Source organism: Streptomyces sparsogenes subsp. cuspidosporus (assembly GCF_039532705.1).
Lineage (GTDB): Bacteria > Actinomycetota > Actinomycetes > Streptomycetales > Streptomycetaceae > Streptomyces > Streptomyces sparsogenes.
Genome location: NZ_BAAASD010000028.1, coordinates 1 through 19,803 on the forward strand (window position 1 = coordinate 1; position 19,803 = coordinate 19,803).

The window sequence follows — 19,803 nt, forward strand, 5'->3', positions numbered from 1 at the left end:
CGCCGGACCGCGTCGGCGCCGGCCGCGCCCGCCGCCGTGGCGGCCGGGAGCGAGCCGCCGCGATGCCCGCCGCCGACTCCACCACCCGCCGGACCGCGTCGGCCCGCCGGGCCCACCGCCCGCCGCACCGCGTGCTCCGTTCGGGCGCGGCCACCGCCCCCGCCCGCGCGGTCTGACGGCCGACTCGCTCGTGCCGGGCGTCGCGGGCCCGCGGAGACGGGGGGACACCCCCTAGCGCTGATAGCGGGCGAGCACCAGGTTTCCGTCCTTCACCAGCCGCTCCTTCAGCTCCGCCATCCCGATCTCGCCGCCGTAGTACTCCTGGAGACCGGGCGTGGCGATCTTGTCCTTCCACTCGGGGTAGCCGCGCACCGTCTGGGCGGGCGCCGGGCGCAGGGCGGGCGCCAGGGCGGCGCCGGTCGCCCAGCCGTGCTCGCGGGTGCGCAGCGCCGGGTCGGCCAGGGCGCGCGTGCCCGTCGGCAGCAGCCAGTCGCCGCGCGCGAGCCGCACCATGTTGCGCGGCCGGAGGAAGAAGTCGATGAAGCGGGCCGCCTCCTCCTTGTACGGGCAGTCCTCGGCGATGGACAGCGTCTGCGGGCTGACGCCCTGCCGCTGGTCTCCCCCGGGCCCGGCGGGCGCCGGCAGGACGGTCCACCGGAAGCCCTTGGGGGCCTGCTGCACGATCTGCTGGCGGTACGAGAAGCCGAGCGGGACCATCGCGTACTTGCCGCCGAAGAAGCCGGGCAGGGTGTCCGAGCCCCCCATGCCGAGGGTGGCCCGGGAGCCGGTGCGGTCGGTGCCGAGCTGGCGGTGAATGACGGCGGGGACCGCCTGGTCGGCGGCGTCGAAGCGGATGGTGACCTTGCCGTCGGGCCGCCGGTGGAAGATCCGGCCGCCGGTGGAGAGGGACAGATTCAGCGTCGCGGAGACGGGCTCCTTGAGCGGCCAGGCCACGCCGTAGGTGCCGTCGCGGGTCAGCCGCTTCGCGGCCTCCTCGAACTCCTCCCAGCTCCAGGGGTCGCGCGCGGTGGGAATACGCACCTTCGCCGCCGCGAGCAGGGAGCTGTTCGCCATGATCATGCGCGGCTCCTGGAGGAACGGCACGCCGTAGATCCCGGCGCCGAACGTGGCGGTCCGCCAGCTCTCGGCCGGGATGTCCTCCTTGAGGCGGCGGGGCAGCAGGTCGGTGAGGTCGGCGAGCGAGCCGCCGTATGCGAAGTCCGCGAGGTCGTCGGTCGCGTCGTGGATGATGTCGGGCGGCTCACCGCCCTCGAAGGCGGTCAGCAGCTGGTCGTGGACGCTGGTCCAGCTGCCCTGCACATACTCGACCCGGATCGTCGGGTGCGCCGCGTTCCACTCCGCGACGAGCTGTTTGTTCGCGGCGACGGACTCCTGCTGCCAGGCCAGGGACTGGAAGCGCAGGGTGACGGTGCCGTCGGCCGAGCGGCGGCGCCGGTCCGCCGCGCAGGCCGGCAGCAGCGCGGCGCCGGCGGGCGCGGCCAGCGCCCCGGCGAGGAAGTGCCTGCGGCGCATCAGTGCTTCACCGCCCCGGCCAGCACCCCGCCGGTGATCCGCCGCTGGATGACGGCGAAGAGGGCGAGGGAGGGGAGGGTGGCCAGCAGCGCGGCCGCGGCGAGCGGGCCGAGGTCGGCCACGCCCTCGGCGCCGATGAAGTGGGTGAGGACGACCGGCATGGTCTGCTTCTCCGGCGACTTGAGCAGGACGAGGGCGAAGAAGAACTCGTTCCACGAGGTGATGAAGGCGAAGAGGGCGGTGGCCACGATCCCCGGGGCAAGCAGCGGGGCGGTCACCGAGACCAGGATGCGCGCCCTGCCCGCGCCGTCCACGGCCGCGGCCTCCTCCAGCTCGCGCGGGAGGGCGCGGACGTAGCCGGTCAGCATCCACAGGGCGAACGGCAGCGCCCACACCACGTACACCGCCACCAGGCCCACGAGCGAGTCGATCAGACGGAGGTTCTTGAGGATCAGGAACAGCGGGATGATCACCAGCACCAGCGGGAACGTCTGGCTGACCACGACCCAGCCGGTGGCCGCGCGGGACAGCGCGGACCGGTGCCGGGCCATGACATACGCCATCGGGGTCGCGACGACGACGGCGAGCGCGGCGGCGCAGCCGGCGGCGATCAGACTGTTGGCCGCGGCCCGCAGCAGCGGCTGCTCGTCGAACGCCTGGCGGAAGTTGTCCAGGGTGGGGTGGTCGGGGATCCAGCCGGGGTGGAGGGAGGCCAGCTCGCGGGGCGGCTTGAAGGCGGTGGAGGCCAGCCACAGCAGGGGCAGGAGCAGGAAGGCGAGGTAGCACAGCAGAGCCAGGTACTGCCCGGCGCGGGAGGCGCGCTTCGCGGCCCGCCGGTTCGCGGTACGCCCCGGCCGTCCCGTCCGCCCGCTGACGGTCCGCCGGTCCGCAGTGCGGGGGCTCGTCGGTCGGCCGTTCACCGGTCGTCTCCCCTCAGCCGCCCGGCCAGATACACGGCCAGCAGGACGGACACCACCGCGACCAGGACACAGCCCATCGCCGCCGCGTAGCCGAACTGGCCGTAGCGGAAGGCCTCCTCGTACGCGAAGAGCATCGGCAGCCGGGTGCGGCCGCCGGGGCCGCCGTTGGTCAGCACATAGACCAGCGCGAAGGAGTTGAGGTTCCAGATGAAGCTCAGCGCGCTGATCGCGAGGGCTATGGGCCTGATGGCGGGCCAGGTGACGGTGCGGAAGCGGCGCCAGGCGCCGGCGCCGTCCACCGCCGCGGCCTCGTGCAGCTCGCGCGGCACATTGGCGAGGCCGGCCAGCAGCGCGACGGTCACCTGTGGCATGCCCGCCCAGACGCCGACCACGACGACCGAGGGCAGGGCGGTCGCCGGGTCGCCCAGCCAGTCCCTGCCGGTGCCCAGCGCCTCGTTGAGGACGCCCGCGTCCGGGTGGTAGACGAGCCGCCACATGACACCGACGACGATCTCCGGCATCGCCCAGGGGACGATCGCCAGGGCGCGCGCCAGCCAGCGGAAGCGGAGGTTCTGATTGAGCAGCAGCGCCAGCCCGAGCGCCAGCAGGAACTGCGGGACCGTCACCCCGACCGCCCACTGGAGCCCGATGCGGAAGGACTCCCAGAAGAGCCGGTCCTGGCCCAGGTCCTGGAAGTTGAGCAGCCCGGTCCACTGCGTGGCGCGGGTACGGCCCGACTGGGAGTCGGTGAAGGCCAGCACGATGCCGTACAGGAGGGGGCCGACGCTGAGGACCAGGATCGGTATGAGGGCGGGCAGGACCAGGAACCACGCGCCGCGGCCGGGCCTCCGCTCCGGTGTTCCGGTACCTGGCCGCGTCGTCGCGGCCATTGATGTCACTGCGAAGGGCTCCTTAGGGCGCGGCTCGAGCACGGTGGCTCTCAAAAACGGTGGGGGGGCGCCCGGTCGGGAGGCCCACGTCATCGTGCGGAGGGTGCGCGGCGCAGTCAAGCGTTCGGCTCGCGGTATGTGGTGCGAGACTTGGCGCCGCACGGCGCGCGGACGAAGGAGCACGGCATGGGGCAGGCGGCACTCACCGAGGAGCGGGCGCGGGCGGTGCTCACCGCCGCGCTGCCGCCGTATCGGACGGGCACCGCCGGGGCCCGGCTGCTGGCGCTCGGCGAGAACGCGGTCTTCGCCCTCGACAGCCTGTCGCTGGTGGTGCGGATCAGCCGCGACCTGGAGGTGTGGGACCGGGCCGCGCGGGAGCTCCGGGTCGCCGACTGGCTGGCGCGGGAGGGCCTGCCGGCGGTGCGCCCGGACCGGCGCTTCGGCCCGGAGCAGCCCCTTCCCTTCGGCGGCCACCTCGTCACGTACTGGCGGCAGCTCCCCGAGCCCGTACGCCCCGCGGGCCCGCGCGACCTCGGCGAGTTGCTGCGGCTGGTGCACGCCCTGCCCGATCCGCCGTTCGCGCTGCCGGGCCGCGATCTGCTGGGCGGCGTGGAGCGCTGGCTGCGGCTGGCCGGGGACGCGATCGACCCGGCGGACGCGGCGTATCTGCGCGCCCTGCGGGACGACGCCGCCGCGGCCGCCGCCGAGCTGACCCCGCGTCTGCCGCCCGGCCCGGTGCACGGCGACGCGCTGCCGCGCAATGTCCACATCGGGCCCGACGGCCCGGTGCTGGTGGACCTGGAGACCTTCTCGCGGGACCTGCGCGAGCACGACCTCGTCGTCATGGCCCTGACCCGGGACCGCTACGGGCTCGGCCCGGCGGCCTACGACGAGTTCGTGGCGGCGTACGGATGGGACGTGCGGGAGTGGGACGGCTGCGCGGTGCTGCGGGGCGCGCGGGAGGTCGCGAGCTGCGCCTGGGTGGCCCAGCACGCGCCGGGCAGCCCGGCCGCCCGCGCCGAGTTCGCCCGCCGGGTCGCCTCCCTGCGGGAGGGCGATCCCACGGTCCGCTGGCACGCGTTCTGAACCGGCGCGACGGGCTGAACCGGCGTGGCGTTCTGAACCGGCGCGACGGGCTGAACCGGCGCGGCGGGTGGGCAGGTCAGCCCGCCACCGCCCCGGCGCCTGCCTCGGCCTCGCGGAGCGGCCAGTGTCCGTCCACGACCGCGTCGGGCGTCTTGCGACGCAGCCAGGCCTGGAAGTCGGCCGCCCAGCGCGCATACCACCCGATCTGCTTGCGGTGCAGATCCCACAGGTCGAGGCCGGCCACCTCGCCGTGCCGCTCCGCCACCGCGCAGGCGACGCGGACCGCCGCCAGCGCGTCCGCCCCGGCCTCATGGGCCCGCTCATGGACCACCCCGTACTCCCCGCACACCGCCTCCAGCGTGCGCTTGCCCTTGCGATAGCGGTCGACGGCCCGGTCTATCGTGTACGGGTCCACGACCGGGCCGGTCTCGGCGCCGCCCAGCCGCTCGCCCAGCGAGGGCAGGCCATGGCGCCGCAACTCGGCGGCGAGCAGGCTCAGGTCGAACGCCGCGTTGTACGCCACCACCGGCGCCCCCGCCCGCCAGTGGGCCACCAGCGCGTCCGCTATCTCGTCGGCCACCTCGCGCGCGGGGCGCCCCTCGGCCGCCGCCCGCTCGGTGGTGATGCCGTGGACGGCCACGGCGTCGTCCGGAATGGGCACGCCCGGATCGGCCAGCCACGCGCGCCGCCCGATCGGCTCCCCGCCCCTCACCTCGACCACGGCCGCCGTCACGATCCGCGACTCCCGTGGGTCCGTGCCCGTGGTCTCGAGATCGAACCCGATCAGCAGCTCCCGGTGCCAGCCCATACCGGCCCTCCTTTGTCGTACTTCCCCCTGGTGTGCACCACCCTCCCACGCACCACTGACAACGGGCCGGGACAACGGGCGCCATGGGTCCTCAGACGTCTGAGGACCCGTGTTAGAGTCCCGGCCGACGCACATGATCGGAAAGAACCGGAAAGAGGTGGGGGGATGACGGAGCCGGCCCGGCTGCGGCACGGCCGTGTCGTACCGCAGGTCGAAGGCGCGCTGCGGGACATGCTGCGCGAGGGGCGCTGGGAGCCCGGCGCGCGGCTGCCCAACGAGGTGATGCTCGCGGCGGAGCTGGGCGTCGGCCGCTCCTCCGTGCGGGAGGCCGTGCGGCTGCTGGCCCACGACGGGCTGCTGGACGTGCGCCACGGCTCGGGCACCTTCGTCGCCCGGACCGATCCCGGGCGGGACGGCGGACCCGACCTGCGGCACCTGCTGCGCCGCGCCCGGCTGCTGGAGGTCTACGAGGTCCGCAGGGCCCTGGAGGTGGAGGCCGCCCGGCTGGCCGCGCGGCGCACCCGCCCCGAGGACCTGGCGCGCCTCACGGCGGACCTGAAGCGGCGCCAGGAGGCCGCCGGGGGCGATCCGGCCGCCTTCGTGGACGCCGACCTGGAGTTCCACCGGACCGTCGTGGAACTGTCAGGCAACGCCGTGCTGCTCGGCCTGTTCACCTCCGTGCTGCCGGTGCTGCGCGAGGCGCTGATCGAGATGGTGCGGTACGAGACCGGCCTGCCCGACCTGTCGTGCGCCCACGCGGACCTGCTGGACGCGCTGGCGCGCGGCGACGCCCCGGCCGCGATCGCGGCCACCACACGGCACCTGGAGTCCGTCATGGCCCTGGTCCAGCCTCCGGCCCGGCCTGCGGCGCAGGAAGGACCGAGGGCCCGGGAGGAGGCGCGATGACCGGGTCGGTCGTGCTGTGTGCCGAGGACGTCGACGTGGTCCGCGACGGCCGGCACCTGTTGCGGTCGGTCTCGCTGACCGTGCGCGAGGGCGAGCACTGGGCGCTGCTCGGCGCCAACGGCGCGGGCAAGAGCACCCTGCTGGGCCTGCTCGGGGCGCTCGCGCACCCCACCCGGGGCACGGTGCGGGTGCTGGGGCACACGCTGGGCCGGGTGGACCTGCGGGAGCTGCGCACGCTGGTCGGCCACGTCAACCCGCGCCATCCGCTGCGCTCCCCGCTGCGGGTGCGGGACGTGGTGCTGACCGGGCTGACCAACACCGTCGAGCCCGTCCCGCGCCGCAGGGTCGAGCCGGCGCGGCTGGAGGAGGCCGAGGCGCTGCTCGACACCCTCGGGGTGGGCGCCCGGCGCGACGCCCTGTGGCCCACCCTGTCCCAGGGCGAGCGCGGCCGGGTGCTGATCGCCCGCGCGCTGATGCCCCGCCCGCGGCTGCTGCTGCTCGACGAGCCGGCCACGGGGCTGGACCTGGCGGCGCGCGAGCAGCTGCTGGACAGCCTGGACGCGCTGCGGCGTGACCATCCGCGCCTCGCCACCGTGCTGGTGACCCACCATCTGGAGGAGCTCCCCGCGAGCACCACGCACGCGCTGCTGCTGCGCCAGGGGCGGGTGCTGGCGCTCGGGTCGGCCGACGAGGTGGTGACCTCCGAGCCGATCAGCGCCTGCTTCGGCCACCCGGTCCGCATCACCCGCGCCGACGGCCGCTGGGCCGCTCGTACGGGACGCGGCGCCGGGCGGGCCGCCGGCACGGACCGCGCGGGCCAGGGGGCACCGCTCGCGGGCCGGGGAGGCCCGCCGCGGGCTCAGGACACCGGCCGGGAGTCCGCCCACACGCTCTCGAACTCCTCACGGTAGGTGCCGAAGAGCCCGCCGTCGCCGTCGCGGCTCGGGTCCTGCCCGTCCCGCACCACGCCACGGCCGCGCCCGGCGCCGCGCAGCACCAGGACCGGGGCCTCGATGCCCCGGGCCTTGCGCAGATACGACTGGACGACGGCCAGGCCGTCGGCGCCGTCGCCGTTGACCAGGTAGGCGGTGAAGCGCGGGGTCTCGTCGAAGACGTGGATCTCGAACGCGCCGGGGTCGCGCAGCCGGGCGCGGACCCGCCGCATGTGGAGGATGTTCATCTCCACCGACCGGCTCATCTCGCCCTTCTTCAGCCCCAGCTCGCGCTCGCGCCGCCGCACCGCGCTGCTGGCCGGGTTGAGGAACAGCAGCCGGGCCCGGCAGCCGGCCTCGGCCAGCCGGACCATCCGGCGGCCGGAGTAGTTCTGGACCAGGAGGTTGAGTCCGATGCCGATCGCGTCCAGGCGGCGGGCGTTGCCGAAGAGGTCCTCGACGGGCAGCTGCCGCTGCAGCCGCACCCGGTCGGGATGGACCCCCACCACGTCCGCGTACCGGTCCCCCACCAGGTCCTCGACGGCGTCGATGGGCAGCCGGTCGGCGGAGGGGGTGCCGGTGCCGCTGCCGAGGATCTCCAGCAGCCGGGCGGAGGCGCGCTCGGCCTGGGCCAGGACGGTCTCGGTCAGGGCCCGGTTGCGGGAGACGACGTTGCGGGCCACCTCCAGCTCGTCCAGGGCCAGTTCCACCTCGCGCCGGTCGTCGAGGTAGGGCTCGAAGCAGGGCCAGTGCTGGACGAGGAGTTCGCGCAGCTGGGGCAGGGTGAGGAAGCTGAGGACGTTGTCGTCGGCGGGGTCCAGCAGATAGCCCTTGCGGCGGCTCACCTCCCGGACGGCGACCGCGCGCTGCACCCACTCCTGCCCGGCGGGCCCGGCCGCGGCGACGACCCAGTCGTCGTCGTGCACCGGTTCGTAGATGGGGCGGAGCACGGCGGCCACGACCGCGCGCAGCCGCTGCTCGACGAGGTTCAGCCAGATGTAGGCCCGCCCGGCCCGGCGTGCGCGGGTGCGCACCTCGGCCCAGGCCTCGGCGCCCCAGTCCAGTTCCGCTCCGATCTCCACCGGCTGTACGAGGGACACCGCACCGGGGGGTGTGTCGGTGGCGCCGTCACCCCCGGGGCCCGTGTCCCCAGGGGGCAGCTCCAGCCCGCCCGAGCTCACCTGTGCACCGCCTTCCGCCCCCGTCCAACGATCACCGCAGACTACTGCGGCGGACGGGGGCGGTGCAGCTCGATCGATCGACCTTACGGTCAACCTTGCTCTTCTGTATGGCCGTTGTGATCGGACAGTGCAGAAGGCGTGAGCGGATTCATAGCGGTGACGTCGCGCGGGGCGAGCTGGAAGCCCTGCCAGTGCACCGGCATGGGCTCCTGGTCCTCGTCGCGGGCGATGTGGTGGAACCCGATGTTGACCCAGACGATCGGGTGCTTGAGGGTCTGGCCGTTCACCCACTTGTCGACGCTCTTGCCGGCGCCGGGGCCGCAGTCGCGCAGGTTGTGGCTGGCGAACTGCTCGCACTTGTTGTACTCGGTGAAGTACACGTCGTGCCTGGTGTAGCTGCGGCCGGGGAACTTGGTGGTGTGGCCCGGCACGATCTCGTAGCTGCGCGGGTGGCCGTCCTTGTTCTTGCCCGCGGTGGACACGACCCGCCACCAGCGCGCGGCGGCGGCGTCCCCGGCCAGCTCCTTGGTGACCTGGGTGCGGGTGGTCTTGGTCTTGGGCTGCTGGCCGCTGGCCGTGGTGGTCTTGGAGTCGTACTGCTCGATCTTGCTCTTGGGGGAGCCGTCGAGGCCGAAGTTGAGCCGCCAGAAGACGTTGTGGGCGTGGCTGGTGGCGTAGTCCTTGGCGCCCTTGCCGATCGGCCAGCCGCGGCCGTCCCCGGCGTCGTAGTCGAACGGGGAGAGCGTGCCGGTGGCGCCGACCTGCATGGTCATGGTGCCGTCACCGGAGAACCGCCACTCGGTGATGTACTCGTACCAGCCGACCTGGTTGACCGTGTACAGCAGCAGGTCCTTGCCCTGCATCTGGTAGACCTTGCTGCCGTCGTCGCCGCCGCCGCCCATGCGGTAGGCGTGGCCCCGGGCGCGGGTGGTGGCGCACAGGCCCTTGACGTCGGGGTGCTCCGGGTCCCACGCGCCGGGGACGCGGACGGTCTTGATGGTGCCGCCGGGGCACTCGGCCGGGTCGAGCTGCTGCAGCCCCTGGGCGAAGCCCTGTCCGGTCAGATCGTCGTACTCATTGCTGCCGTCGTCGTACGGCACATGGATCTGGCCGAGTTTGGCGCTGGTCAGCACCTTGATGGGGGCGGCCTCGCCCTTGGGCTGGTACGAGACGTCGTCGAGCACGAGCCCGGCCTTGCTCTCGTAGTGCCAGCACATCCGCCAGGTGGTGCCGCCGTCCAGCTTCTGTTCGATCCGGTACGCGGCCGAGCAGTCCGCGGCGGCGGCCGGGGCCTTCGCCGGCGCCTTGGGCGCGGCCTGGGCGGACCCGGCCGGACCCGCCGCGACGGCCGTGACCCCGATGAGGGCGGAGGCGCCCACGGCCGCCGCGACCCGGGCACGGGTACGGCTGAGCCTTCGTTCAGGCATGGTGGTACTCCTGTGAGGAACGTGAAGGTATGCGGGAAGGGACGCGCCGGCGCCCGTCAGCCCAGCCGGTGGACGGTGCGGTCGCTCAGGTCGATCACCAGCTGCCGGGTGTCGATCCACGGGCCGTTGACCACCTTGGTGAACAGCCGTACGCAGCGGTGCTTCCCGCAGTCCGCGAGGGCGGCCGGCCCGGCGTTCTCCTCGTCGACGCGGTAGACGAAGCCGGTGATGGTCAGCTGGTCCGGGCTGGTCAGCGCTCTGCTGGTGGCGTCCTTGTAGTCGGCCTTGAGCCCGGTGCCGAGCTTGTCGGCGATCAGCAGCCGGACGGCCTCGCTCGCCTCTTCCCGGGTGGGCGGCGGCTGGACTCCGCGCTGGGTGTCGGTGTGGACGACCTTGCCGGAGGCGAGGTCCACGGTCTTGGTGACGTAGGTGTCGTCCTTGTAGTCGTAGTACGAGACCTCGGCGCGGCGCGGCGGGTCGGCCTCGGCCGCCTCCTGGGGGGACAGCTCCTCGAGGTCGACGGCCAGCCGCTGGGGGCCCTTGCCGCCGGTGACGTTCTCGCTGCTGTCGCGGAAGCCCCGGGTGAGCGCGATCGTTTGGGCGCGCTTCAGCTCGTCGTCCGTCAGCGGGTCCCGGCCGGTGCCCGTCCTCCCCTGCTCGGGGGCGGACTCCACGACGGCGGGCCGCTGCCGCGGCGACTGGCTCTGCTCGGCCGTCGAGCCCTGCGGGCCCCCGTCGCCCTTCGCGCCCCTCTCCTGGCCGGACGCGTCGCTCGGGAGGGTCACTCCCACCATCACCGCGGTGGCGGTGACCGCGATGGCCGCACCGGCCACCACCTTGCCCAGGTGGCGGTGCATCATCGTGCGCACATTCTCCCCCAATTCCCCCTCATGTCACAGGGCACCACATACCGGGAGATCCGACATGGGTAGGTCACCCGGTAGGACGAACCGATCCGGCCGCGGGTTGCCTCTGGTTTTCAGGAAGTTGTGGTGAAAGTGCTGCCGGGGGCCGCGAGTTGGGCAAGGATTCCCCCCTGCCCGCCGTCAGGGGTGCTCGCCGCCCCCGGGGAAGAAGTGGAAGAGTCGACGCATGCAGGTCTGGCCGGGACAGGCTTACCCCCTGGGCGCCACCTACGACGGCGCCGGAACCAACTTCGCGGTCTTCTCGGAGGCCGCCGCGCGGATCGAGCTGTGCCTACTGCACGACGACGGCTCGGAGACCGCGGTGGAGCTGCGCGAGACCGACGCCTTCGTACGCCATGCCTATCTGCCGGGGATCATGCCCGGGCAGCGGTACGGCTTCCGGGCCCACGGTCCGTACCAACCGGAGCGCGGCCACCGCTGCAACTCGGCCAAACTGCTGCTCGACCCCTACGCCAGGGCGATCAGCGGCCGGATCCGCTGGGGCGAGGAGGTCTACGGCTACCACTTCCAGCGGCCCGAGAAACGGAACGACCTCGACTCGGCCCCGCACACCATGGCCTCGGTGGTCGTCAACCCGTACTTCGACTGGGGCGACGACCGGCCGCCGCGCACCGACTACCACCGCACCGTCATCTACGAGGCCCACGTCAAGGGCCTCACCATGCTCCACCCTCGGCTGCCGGACGAGCTGCGCGGCACCTACGCGGCGCTCGCCCACCCCGCGATCATCGAACACCTGACGGAGCTGGGCGTCACCACGCTGGAACTGATGCCGGTGCACCAGTTCGTGCACGACCACCGGCTGGTCGACGCGGGTCTGTCGAACTACTGGGGCTACAACACCATCGGGTTCTTCGCCCCGCACAACGCGTACGCCTCCTGGGGCGACCGGGGGCAGCAGGTCCTGGAGTTCAAGTCGGCGGTCCGCGCCCTCCACCAGGCCGGCATCGAGGTCATCCTCGACGTCGTCTACAACCACACCGCCGAGGGCAACCACCTGGGGCCCACGCTGTCCTTCCGGGGCCTGGACAACTCCTCGTACTACCGGCTGAGCAACGACCGGCGGTACTACATGGACACCACCGGCACCGGGAACTCCCTGCTGATGCGCAGCCCGCACGTGCTGCAGCTGATCATGGACTCGCTGCGCTACTGGGTGACCGAGATGCGGGTCGACGGCTTCCGCTTCGATCTGGCGGCCACGCTCGCCCGGCAGTTCCACGAGGTGGACCGGCTGTCCTCGTTCTTCGACCTGGTGCAGCAGGACCCGGTGGTCAGCCAGGTGAAGCTGATCGCCGAGCCCTGGGACGTCGGCGAGGGCGGCTACCAGGTGGGGAACTTCCCGCCCCTGTGGACCGAATGGAACGGCAAGTTCCGCGACACGGTGCGCGACCTGTGGCGGGGCGAGCCGCGTACGCTCGCGGAGTTCGCCTCCCGGCTGACCGGCTCCTCCGACCTCTACCAGAGCGACGGGCGGCGGCCGCTGGCCTCCGTCAACTTCGTCACCTGCCACGACGGCTTCACCCTGCGCGACCTGGTCTCGTACGACAAGAAGCACAACGAGGCCAACGGCGAGGGCAACCAGGACGGCGAGAGCTACAACCGCTCCTGGAACTGCGGCGCCGAGGGCGACACCGACGACCCCGGGGTGCTGGCGCTGCGCGGGCGCCAGATGCGCAACTTCATCGCCACCCTGATGCTCTCCCAGGGCGTGCCGATGCTCAGCCACGGCGACGAGTTCGCGCGCACCCAGCACGGCAACAACAACGCGTACTGCCAGGACAACGAGGTCTCCTGGGTGCACTGGCCGGACCCCAGGAACGAGGCGGACGCCCCGGCCCTGGAACTGCTGCGCTTCACCCGCTCGCTGATCTGGCTGCGCCGCGACCACCCCGTCTTCCGGCGCCGCCGCTTCTTCCACGGGAGGCCGGTGGAAGGCACCCACGACGAGCTGTCGGACATCGCCTGGTTCACGGCCGAGGGCGAGGAGATGCGGCAGCGCGACTGGCAGGCCGCGCACGCCAAGTCGCTGACGGTCTTCCTCAACGGCAACGCGATCTCCGAGCCGGGGCCGCGCGGGGAGCGGATCACCGACGACTCCTTCCTGCTGATGTTCAACGCGCACCACGAGCCGCTGGACTTCACCGTGCCCGTCGACCACGGCAAGCAGTGGCAGGTGATCGTGGACACCTCGCTGCCGGAGGGTGTGGAGCCCGGCAGCGGGGCGAAGGTGGCGGCGGGCGACCGGCTGACGCTGGTGGACCGGAGCCTGCTGGTGCTCCAGCGGCCGGCGTAGCTTCGGGTTTCGCCGCTCGGGTTCCCGTTCGGTTCGTGTGAGGCTGCTGTGCGGGTTCCCGGCCGGGCTTCCGTTCGGGTTTCCCGCCCGGGTTCCCGTTCGGGTTCCCGTTCGGGCCCAGAAACCCTCGTACGAGTGTTTGGCGGGTGCGCCGATCTGATGGCGGGCGGGTTGTGGGTACGTACGTTCTATGACGTTCGACCGCATCGCTCCCGGGGCCGCCCCGACCGCCACCTACCGGCTGCAGCTGCAGCCCGCCTTCCCCTTCGCGGCGGCGCGGGCGGCCGTGCCGTACCTGGCCTCGCTCGGCGTGTCGCATCTGCATCTCTCGCCGGTGCTGGAGGCCCGCCCCGGCTCCACCCACGGCTATGACGTGGTCGACCACTCGGCCGTGCGGGCGGAGCTGGGCGGCGAGGAGGGGCTGCGCTCCCTCGCCCGCGCCGCACACGCCCACGGGCTCGGGCTGATCGTCGACATCGTCCCCAACCACATGGCGGTGCCCGCTCCCGAGCGGCTCAACAAGCAGCTGTGGGAGGTGCTGAGGGACGGCCCCGCCTCGCCGTGCGCGCGGTGGTTCGACATCGACTGGGGGCGGCACGGCGGCAAGGTGCTGCTGCCGGTCCTCGGCGGCCCCCTCGGCGACGAGCTGGCGCGGCTGCGGGTGGAGGAGGGGGTGCTGCGCTACCACGACCACGAGTTCCCGCTGCGGCCAGGCACCGAGCGGTTGCCGCTGCCCGAGCTGCTCGACCGGCAGTGGTACCGGCTGTCCTGGTGGCGGCTGGCCCGCACGGAGCTGAACTACCGGCGGTTCTTCACCATCTCCGAGCTGATCGCGGTGCGGGTGGAGGACCCCGAGGTCTTCGAGGCGACCCACGGGAAGCTGCTGGAGCTGGTGCGCGACGGGGTGGTCGACGGGCTGCGGGTGGACCACCCGGACGGCCTCGCCGACCCGGAGGGCTATCTGCGGCGGCTGGACCGCGCGGTGCGGGCCGCGGCGGGCGGCGGCCGGTGGACCGTCGTCGAGAAGATCCTCGCCCGCGGCGAGCGGCTGCCCGCCCCCTGGCCGGTCGCCGGGACGACCGGCTATGACGCCCTGCACCACATCGACGGCCTCTTCGTCGACCCGGCCGGGCTGGAGACGCTGACCGCCGTCTACCGCGGCTTCGCCGTGCCCCCCGACGACCTGGGCGGCGACTGGCCGGCGACCGTGCGGCGGGCCGCGCGCCGGGTGGTGACCCATGAGCTGGCCGCCGAGGTGGAGCGGCTGGCGCGCACCGCGGTCCGGCTCTGCGCCGCCGATCCCCGGCTGCGCGACCACGCCCCCTGGGCGCTGCGCACGGCGATCCGCGAGCTGCTGGTGCGGCTGCCGGTCTACCGCCCGTACGTCTCCCCCGGCGCCCCGGTGGCGGAGGCGGACGCCGAGATGCTGACCGTGGCGGCGGAGGACGCGCGGGCGGCGTTCGCGGTGCGCGAGGAGGCGCGGGTGGTGTTCACGGTGCGGGACGCGGCGCTCGGCAGGCTGGGGGACGGGCCGCACCACCGCGACTTCTGCGCGCGCTTCGCCCAGACCGCCGCGGCTCTGCGGGCCAAGTCGGTCGAGGACACCGCCTTCTACCGGTACACGCCCCTGCTCTCGGCCGCGGAGGTCGGCGGCGATCCCGGGCGGCCGGCCGTCACCCCCGCCGAGTTCCACGCCTTCGCCGCCCGGCTGCGGTCCGACTGGCCCGCGACCGGCACCGTGCTGTCCACCCATGACACCAAGCGCAGCGCGGACGTGCGGGCGCGGCTCGCCGCGCTGACCGAGTGCCCGGACCGCTGGGGGCGGCTGCTGGAGGCGCTGGGGGCGCGGGACACGGCGGCGGGCGCCGCGCCTGCTCCCGACCCCCATCTGGAGTGGACGGCGTGGCAGACCGCGGTGGGCCTGGGGTCGCCGGACGGCGAGCGGCTGGTCCCGGCGGTCCTCAAGGCGGTGCGGGAGGCGGGGCTGCGCACGACGTGGACCGAGCAGGACCCGGAGTACGAGGAGGAGGTCGCCCGCTTCCTCAAGGCCGGCCCGTGCGACCCCGGCCACCGGGCGTGGGCGGCGCTCGGCGACGCACTGGACGCCCCCGCGCGGGCCAACATGCTGGGCGCGGCGCTGCTCCAGCTGACCATGCCGGGGGTGCCGGACCTCTACATGGGCAGCGAGCACACCTATGCCGCGCTGGTCGACCCCGACAACCGCCGCCCGCCCGAGCCGCGCCCCGAGGCGCTCGACCGGCTGGCCGCGGGGGGCGTGCCGGAGGGGGTGTCGGCCGAGAAGCTGCTGCTGACCTCGGCCGCCCTGCGGCTGCGGCGGCGCCACCCCCAGTGGTTCGGGCCGTCGGCCGGCTACACCCCGCTGTCCGCCGAGGGCCCGGCGGCCGCGCACTGTGTGGCCTTCCTGCGCGCGGGAGCCGCCGGGAGCGAGGGCGGCGCGGGCGCGGGCGGCACTGGCGCGGGCGATACGGGGCGGGGCGATACGGGCCGGGGCGAGGGGGGCGGCGGGGCGGTCACCGTCGTCACCCGGCTCTCGCGACGGCTCGCGGAGGCGGGCGGCTGGCGCGAGACGGCGCTGCGGCTGCCGCCGGGCCGCTGGCGGGACCTGCTGACCGGGCGGACGGCCGAGGGGGCCGCCTCGCTGGGCGAACTCCTCGACCGGCTCCCGGTGGCGCTGCTGGTTCCGGCCTGACGCTTCGGGCCTGACGCTCCGCCAGAACTCGGGCTGCCTTCGCGGTGTAAAGCATTTACAGCTCTTGCGGACGGCGCTACCTTCACAAAGTAACTTGGGAGCGCTCCCATACGACGGTTCCTGACCCGTTCGCGTCGAAGGGAAGAAGTAGCGCAATGCCACGACGATTGATGGCCCTCGCACGTCCCGCTCACCCGCCGGGCCGCTCCCGCGCCCGTCGGCCCGCACTGCTGGTCCTGCTCGCCGTGCTGCCCGCCCTCGGGCTGGTCTTCTTCGGCGGCGGCAGCAGCGCCTCCGCGCACGGCGCCCCGCTGGCGCCGGGCAGCCGCACCTATCTCTGCTGGAAGTACAGCCTGTCCAGCACCGGCGAGGTCAAGCCCACCAACCCCGCCTGCAAGGCCGCGTACGACAAGGGCGGGGCCACCCCGTTCTACAACTGGTTCGCGGTGCTGCGCTCCGACGGGGCGGGCCGCACCAAGGGCTTCATCCCGGACGGCCAGCTGTGCAGCGGCGGGGCCACCGTCTACAACTTCTCCGGCTTCGACCTGGGCAGCAAGGACTGGCCGGTGACCCATCTGACCGCCGGGAAGTCGATGCAGTTCTCGTACAACGCCTGGGCCGCGCACCCCGGTTCGTTCCGCAGCTACGTCACCAAGAACCCCATCGACCCGACGAAGCCGCTCACCTGGAGCGACCTGGAGGACCAGCCGTTCAACACGGTGACGAACCCGCCGCTGTCCGGTCAGGTCGGCACCGTGGACGGCAAGTACACCTGGACCGCCAACCTGCCCTCGGGCAAGAGCGGCCGCCACATCATCTACACCGTCTGGACCCGCTCGGACAGCCAGGAGACCTTCTACAGCTGCTCCGACGTGGTGTTCGACGGCGGCAACGGCGAGGTGACCGTCCCCGGCGCCTCCAGCGGCGGCAGTGACCCGACCACCCCGCCGACGGACCCGCCCACGGCCAAGTGCACCGCCACCCAGAAGACCATCAGCACCTGGAACGGCGGCTACCAGGCGGAGGTGACCGTGGCCAACACCGGCGCCACCCCCATCTCCTCCTGGATGGTCGACTGGACCCTGCCGTCCGGGCAGCGGGTGGACAGCGTCTGGAACGGCAAGCTGACCGCCACGGGCTCCTCGGCCTCGGTCACGAACGCCGACTGGAACGGCTCACTGGCCGCCGGAGCGTCCACGACCTTCGGCTACGCGGCCAGTGGCGGCTCTCCGGACACGGGCGCCACGCCCATCTGCATGGTGCACTGACCCGCCCCGCGCGGCGCGCCGACCCGCACAGCGCGCTGCCCGGCCCCCCTGCCCCACCCCGGTCCACGCGGTGCCCTGATCCGCTCCTCCGCCATGTCAGGCGCACCTCACCCCGCCGGTCTGCCGCCCCCTTCCCCCTCGTGGGCGGCAGGCCGGCCCTGCCGCTTCCGCCCTTGCTCCCCCTGCTCCCTTCGCTCCCTCTGCTCCCCCCGGCCCCACCACCGCTGGTCCAGCAAGCCGACGAAGGAGGCCGCGGCCCCGGTGAGTTCGACCCGGGAGAACGCGGTCAGCTCACGCGCCCAGGGCGGGTCCAGGGGCAGCACCGCACAGTCGTACTGCGTGGCCACATGCGCGGCCGTGATGAGGACTCCCGCTCCCGCGGCGGCCATGCGCACGGCGGTGGAGGTGTGCTCGGTGTCGACACCGGTACGAGGCGTGAAGCCCACCCGCTCACAGGCCACGTCCAGGAAACGACGGCCCTCGACCACCGGCTCCAACGCGCAGCGCACCCAGTCCCGGTCCGCCAGGTCGGCCAGCCGGACCGCCTCCCGCCCGCTCAGCGGATCATCCGGCGCCACCACGACCACGATCTCCTCCTCGCCCACCGTCACCACCGGCCCCCGCCAGCCCTCGGGCCGGTGCCCGAGAGCGACGTCCGCGACACCGCGCTCCATGCCCTCGCGCAACTCCCCGCCGGTGGCGTACTCGTGCACCACCAGGCGCACCTGCCCATGGTCGCGCCGCCAGCGGGCGAAGACCTCGGGAAGCACCCCGATGGCGAAGGCGTGCAGGGTGGCGATGTGCAGCTCGCCCCCGGCCGCCCCGGCGGCCGCCCGCGCCGCGCGCCGCGCCTGCCGGGCGCTGCGCACCGCGAACTCGGCGTGCGGCAGAAACGCGCGGCCCATCGGCGTCAGGCGCACTCCGCGCGGCAGCCGCTCCAGCAGCGGCCCGCCGACCTCCCGCTCCAGGGCCTTGATCTGGTGGGAGAGCGCCGACTGGGTGACGCCCAGCAGCTCGGCGGCATGGGTGAAGGAGGCCTCCTCGACCACCGCCATCAGGTACTCCATCTGACGCAGGCTCATCCGCGCCCCCCTTCGCTGTCGCTCCCCTGACGCGCGCCCTCATGCGGCAGCCCTCATGGGGCGGTCCCCATGCGGCAGCCCTCATGCAGGAAATTCATCGTAACCAGAGAAACTTTGCCTTGGACTCATGTGCCGCTCTGGGCAGAGGGTGGGTTCATGCATGAGACAGACATCATCGTCATCGGCGGCGGCACCGGCGGCTACAGCACCGCGCTGCGCGCCGCCGCCCTCGGTCTCGACGTCGTGCTGGCCGAGCGCGATCTGGTGGGCGGCACCTGCCTGCACCGCGGCTGCATCCCCAGCAAGGCGATGCTGCACGCCGCCGAGCTGGTCGACGGCATCGCCGAGGCTCGCGAGCGGTGGGGGGTGAAGGCCACGCTGGAGGCCGTGGACTGGTCCGCGCTGACCGCGACCCGCGACGACATCGTGGCCCGCAACCACCGTGGCGTCGAGGGGCATCTGTCCCACGCGGGCGTCCGCGTGGTGCGCGGCTCCGCCGCCCTGACCGGCGCCCGCACGGTACGCGTCGAGCCGACCGGTACAGGAGCGGACGCCGAGGCGGGCGGCGAGTGGACCGCGCGGCGCGGCATCGTGCTGGCGACCGGCTCCCGCCCGCGCACCCTCCCCGGGCCGGCGCCGGACGGCCGACGGGTCGTCACCAGCGACGACGCCCTCTACGCCCCGGGGCTCCCGGCCTCCGTGCTGGTGCTGGGCGGCGGCGCGATCGGCGTCGAATACGCCTCACTGCACCGCTCCATGGGCGCCGACGTCACCCTCGTCGAGGCGGCGGACCGGCTGCTGCCGCTGGAGGACGCCGATGTCAGCCGCCATCTGACGCGCGGGCTGAAGAAGCGCGGCATCGAGGTGCTGACCGGTGCCCGGCTGGAGCAGGCGGAGACCCTTCCCGACGGGGTGCGCGTCACCGTGCGCCCGGCCCGCGGCGAGCCGCGCACCCTCGACGTCGAGCGGCTGCTGGTCGCCGTCGGCCGCGCCCCGGTCACCGACGGTCTGAACCTGGGGGCGGCCGGACTGGCCACCGACGACCGCGGGTTCGTCGCCCCCGCCGACTGGGCGCGGCTGGAGACCGCCGTGCCGGGCATCCATGTCGTCGGCGACCTGCTGCCGCCGCCGTCGCTCGGGCTCGCCCACGCCTCCTTCGCGGAAGGGCTGCTGGTGGCCGAGACCCTGGCGGGCCTCTCCTCCCGCCCGCTGGACTACGCCACCGTCCCCCGGGTGACCTACTCCAGCCCGCAGACCGCCTCCGTCGGTCTGTCGGAGGCCCAGGCGCGTGAGCGCGGCCATGACGTCGTCACCAACACCATGCCGCTGACCGCCGTGGCCAAGGGCATGGTGCACGGGCAGGGCGGGATGGTGAAGGTCGTCGCCGAACGGGCGGGCGGGGGCGGCGCCGGCCAGGTCCTCGGCGTCCATCTCGTCGGCCCCCACGTCTCGGAGATGGTCGCCGAAAGCCAGCTGATCGTCGGCTGGGACGCCGATCCCGCCGATGTGGCCCAGCACATCCATCCGCACCCCACGCTCTCCGAGGCGGTCGGCGAGGTCTTCCTCACTCTGGCCGGGCGCGGTCTGCACCAGATATGAGCGGGCCGGGCGGCCGCTTGCCGGACTCCTCGGCGACGGCGACCACGACCAAGCCGACCACGGCCAGGCCGATGCTCGCCCACAGCTCATAGCCGTCCAGGAACGGGAGAAGGCGGATCACCGCCATCAGCCGGAACCAGCCGATGAGTTCGTGGGCGATCCCGACGATCCCCTGGAACAGCAGAAATCCCCCCACCGCCTCGCACGCTTTTCTCATGCTTCGAGGCTAGGCGCCGGCC

General features: G+C 73.6%; 16 protein-coding genes. 7 read left to right on the forward strand and 9 right to left on the reverse strand.

Going from position 1 to position 19,803, the window contains the following annotated elements; translation table 11 throughout:
• Nucleotides 1–231: 231 nt before the first annotated feature.
• The 3 genes from ABFY07_RS27415 to ABFY07_RS27425 form a co-directional block, all read right to left on the reverse strand.
• Entirely contained in the window at nucleotides 232–1,533 is a 1,302-nt protein-coding gene (locus ABFY07_RS27415) for an ABC transporter substrate-binding protein (protein WP_346177043.1), read from the reverse strand.
• On the reverse strand, nucleotides 1,533–2,330 hold the full coding sequence (locus ABFY07_RS27420) for a carbohydrate ABC transporter permease (RefSeq protein WP_346177125.1): 798 nt from the start codon (nucleotides 2,328–2,330) through the stop codon (nucleotides 1,533–1,535). Before ABFY07_RS27420 ends, ABFY07_RS27415 begins: the two co-directional genes overlap by 1 nt.
• A 119-nt stretch (nucleotides 2,331–2,449) precedes the next feature.
• Nucleotides 2,450–3,343 carry a carbohydrate ABC transporter permease gene (locus ABFY07_RS27425; protein ID WP_346177126.1) on the reverse strand — a complete coding sequence of 298 codons (894 nt, stop codon included), beginning with the start codon at nucleotides 3,341–3,343 and terminating at the stop codon, nucleotides 2,450–2,452.
• A gap of 186 nt (nucleotides 3,344–3,529) precedes the next feature.
• On the opposite strand from ABFY07_RS27425, the gene ABFY07_RS27430 reads away from it, so the two are divergent.
• On the forward strand, nucleotides 3,530–4,429 hold the full coding sequence (locus tag ABFY07_RS27430) for a phosphotransferase enzyme family protein (RefSeq protein ID WP_346177044.1): 900 nt from the start codon (nucleotides 3,530–3,532) through the stop codon (nucleotides 4,427–4,429).
• A gap of 76 nt (nucleotides 4,430–4,505) precedes the next feature.
• Here the strand turns inward: ABFY07_RS27430 and ABFY07_RS27435 are convergent, their stop codons facing one another.
• The gene (locus tag ABFY07_RS27435) at nucleotides 4,506–5,237 is read right to left on the reverse strand and encodes a 3'-5' exonuclease (protein ID WP_065965578.1); all 732 of its coding nucleotides are present in this window, start codon (nucleotides 5,235–5,237) and stop codon (nucleotides 4,506–4,508) included.
• Nucleotides 5,238–5,402: 165 nt separating this feature from the next.
• Here ABFY07_RS27435 and ABFY07_RS27440 point away from each other — a divergent pair, with 165 nt between their 5' ends.
• Both ABFY07_RS27440 and ABFY07_RS27445 read left to right on the forward strand, forming a co-directional pair.
• Nucleotides 5,403–6,143, forward strand: a complete 741-nt coding sequence (locus ABFY07_RS27440) for a FadR/GntR family transcriptional regulator (RefSeq protein ID WP_346177045.1) — start codon at nucleotides 5,403–5,405, stop codon at nucleotides 6,141–6,143.
• Complete coding sequence (locus ABFY07_RS27445; protein WP_346177046.1) at nucleotides 6,140–7,054, forward strand: ABC transporter ATP-binding protein; 915 nt, start codon at nucleotides 6,140–6,142, stop codon at nucleotides 7,052–7,054. The genes ABFY07_RS27440 and ABFY07_RS27445 overlap by 4 nt, the downstream gene beginning before the upstream one ends.
• Here the strand turns inward: ABFY07_RS27445 and ABFY07_RS27450 are convergent.
• From ABFY07_RS27450 to ABFY07_RS27460, 3 genes are all read right to left on the reverse strand, one after another.
• A complete protein-coding gene (locus ABFY07_RS27450; protein ID WP_346177047.1) occupies nucleotides 7,003–8,256 on the reverse strand; it encodes an SAV2148 family HEPN domain-containing protein in 1,254 nt (417 codons plus the stop codon). The two genes, ABFY07_RS27445 and ABFY07_RS27450, sit on opposite strands and share 52 nt — an antisense overlap.
• Nucleotides 8,257–8,345: 89 nt before the next feature.
• Nucleotides 8,346–9,683 carry a copper amine oxidase gene (locus tag ABFY07_RS27455; protein WP_346177048.1) on the reverse strand — a complete coding sequence of 446 codons (1,338 nt, stop codon included), beginning with the start codon at nucleotides 9,681–9,683 and terminating at the stop codon, nucleotides 8,346–8,348.
• A gap of 56 nt (nucleotides 9,684–9,739) precedes the next feature.
• Nucleotides 9,740–10,543: a Tat pathway signal sequence domain protein gene (locus tag ABFY07_RS27460; protein ID WP_346177127.1), complete on the reverse strand. Its 804-nt coding sequence runs from the start codon at nucleotides 10,541–10,543 to the stop codon at nucleotides 9,740–9,742.
• A gap of 232 nt (nucleotides 10,544–10,775) precedes the next feature.
• Between ABFY07_RS27460 and glgX the strand changes: the two genes are divergently transcribed.
• The 3 genes from glgX (at nucleotide 10,776) to ABFY07_RS27475 (ending at nucleotide 16,883) form a co-directional block, all read left to right on the forward strand.
• Complete coding sequence (glgX, locus tag ABFY07_RS27465) at nucleotides 10,776–12,905, forward strand: glycogen debranching protein GlgX (RefSeq protein ID WP_346177049.1); 2,130 nt, start codon at nucleotides 10,776–10,778, stop codon at nucleotides 12,903–12,905.
• Between the two features lie 190 nt (nucleotides 12,906–13,095).
• On the forward strand, nucleotides 13,096–15,615 hold the full coding sequence (gene treY / locus ABFY07_RS27470) for a malto-oligosyltrehalose synthase (RefSeq protein ID WP_346177050.1): 2,520 nt from the start codon (nucleotides 13,096–13,098) through the stop codon (nucleotides 15,613–15,615).
• Nucleotides 15,616–15,770: 155 nt separating this feature from the next.
• Complete coding sequence (locus tag ABFY07_RS27475) at nucleotides 15,771–16,883, forward strand: lytic polysaccharide monooxygenase auxiliary activity family 9 protein (RefSeq protein WP_346177051.1); 1,113 nt, start codon at nucleotides 15,771–15,773, stop codon at nucleotides 16,881–16,883.
• Between the two features lie 107 nt (nucleotides 16,884–16,990).
• Here ABFY07_RS27475 and ABFY07_RS27480 read toward each other — a convergent pair whose 3' ends face one another.
• The gene (locus ABFY07_RS27480) at nucleotides 16,991–17,965 is read right to left on the reverse strand and encodes a LysR family transcriptional regulator (RefSeq protein ID WP_346177052.1); all 975 of its coding nucleotides are present in this window, start codon (nucleotides 17,963–17,965) and stop codon (nucleotides 16,991–16,993) included.
• Nucleotides 17,966–18,121: 156 nt separating this feature from the next.
• Here ABFY07_RS27480 and lpdA point away from each other — a divergent pair, with 156 nt between their 5' ends.
• Nucleotides 18,122–19,564 (forward strand): dihydrolipoyl dehydrogenase, encoded by a 1,443-nt coding sequence (gene lpdA, locus ABFY07_RS27485; protein WP_346177053.1) that lies wholly within the window; start codon nucleotides 18,122–18,124, stop codon nucleotides 19,562–19,564.
• Here the strand turns inward: lpdA and ABFY07_RS27490 are convergent.
• Nucleotides 19,530–19,781 (reverse strand): hypothetical protein, encoded by a 252-nt coding sequence (locus ABFY07_RS27490; protein WP_065965569.1) that lies wholly within the window; start codon nucleotides 19,779–19,781, stop codon nucleotides 19,530–19,532. The two genes, lpdA and ABFY07_RS27490, sit on opposite strands and share 35 nt — an antisense overlap.
• Nucleotides 19,782–19,803 lie beyond the last annotated feature (22 nt).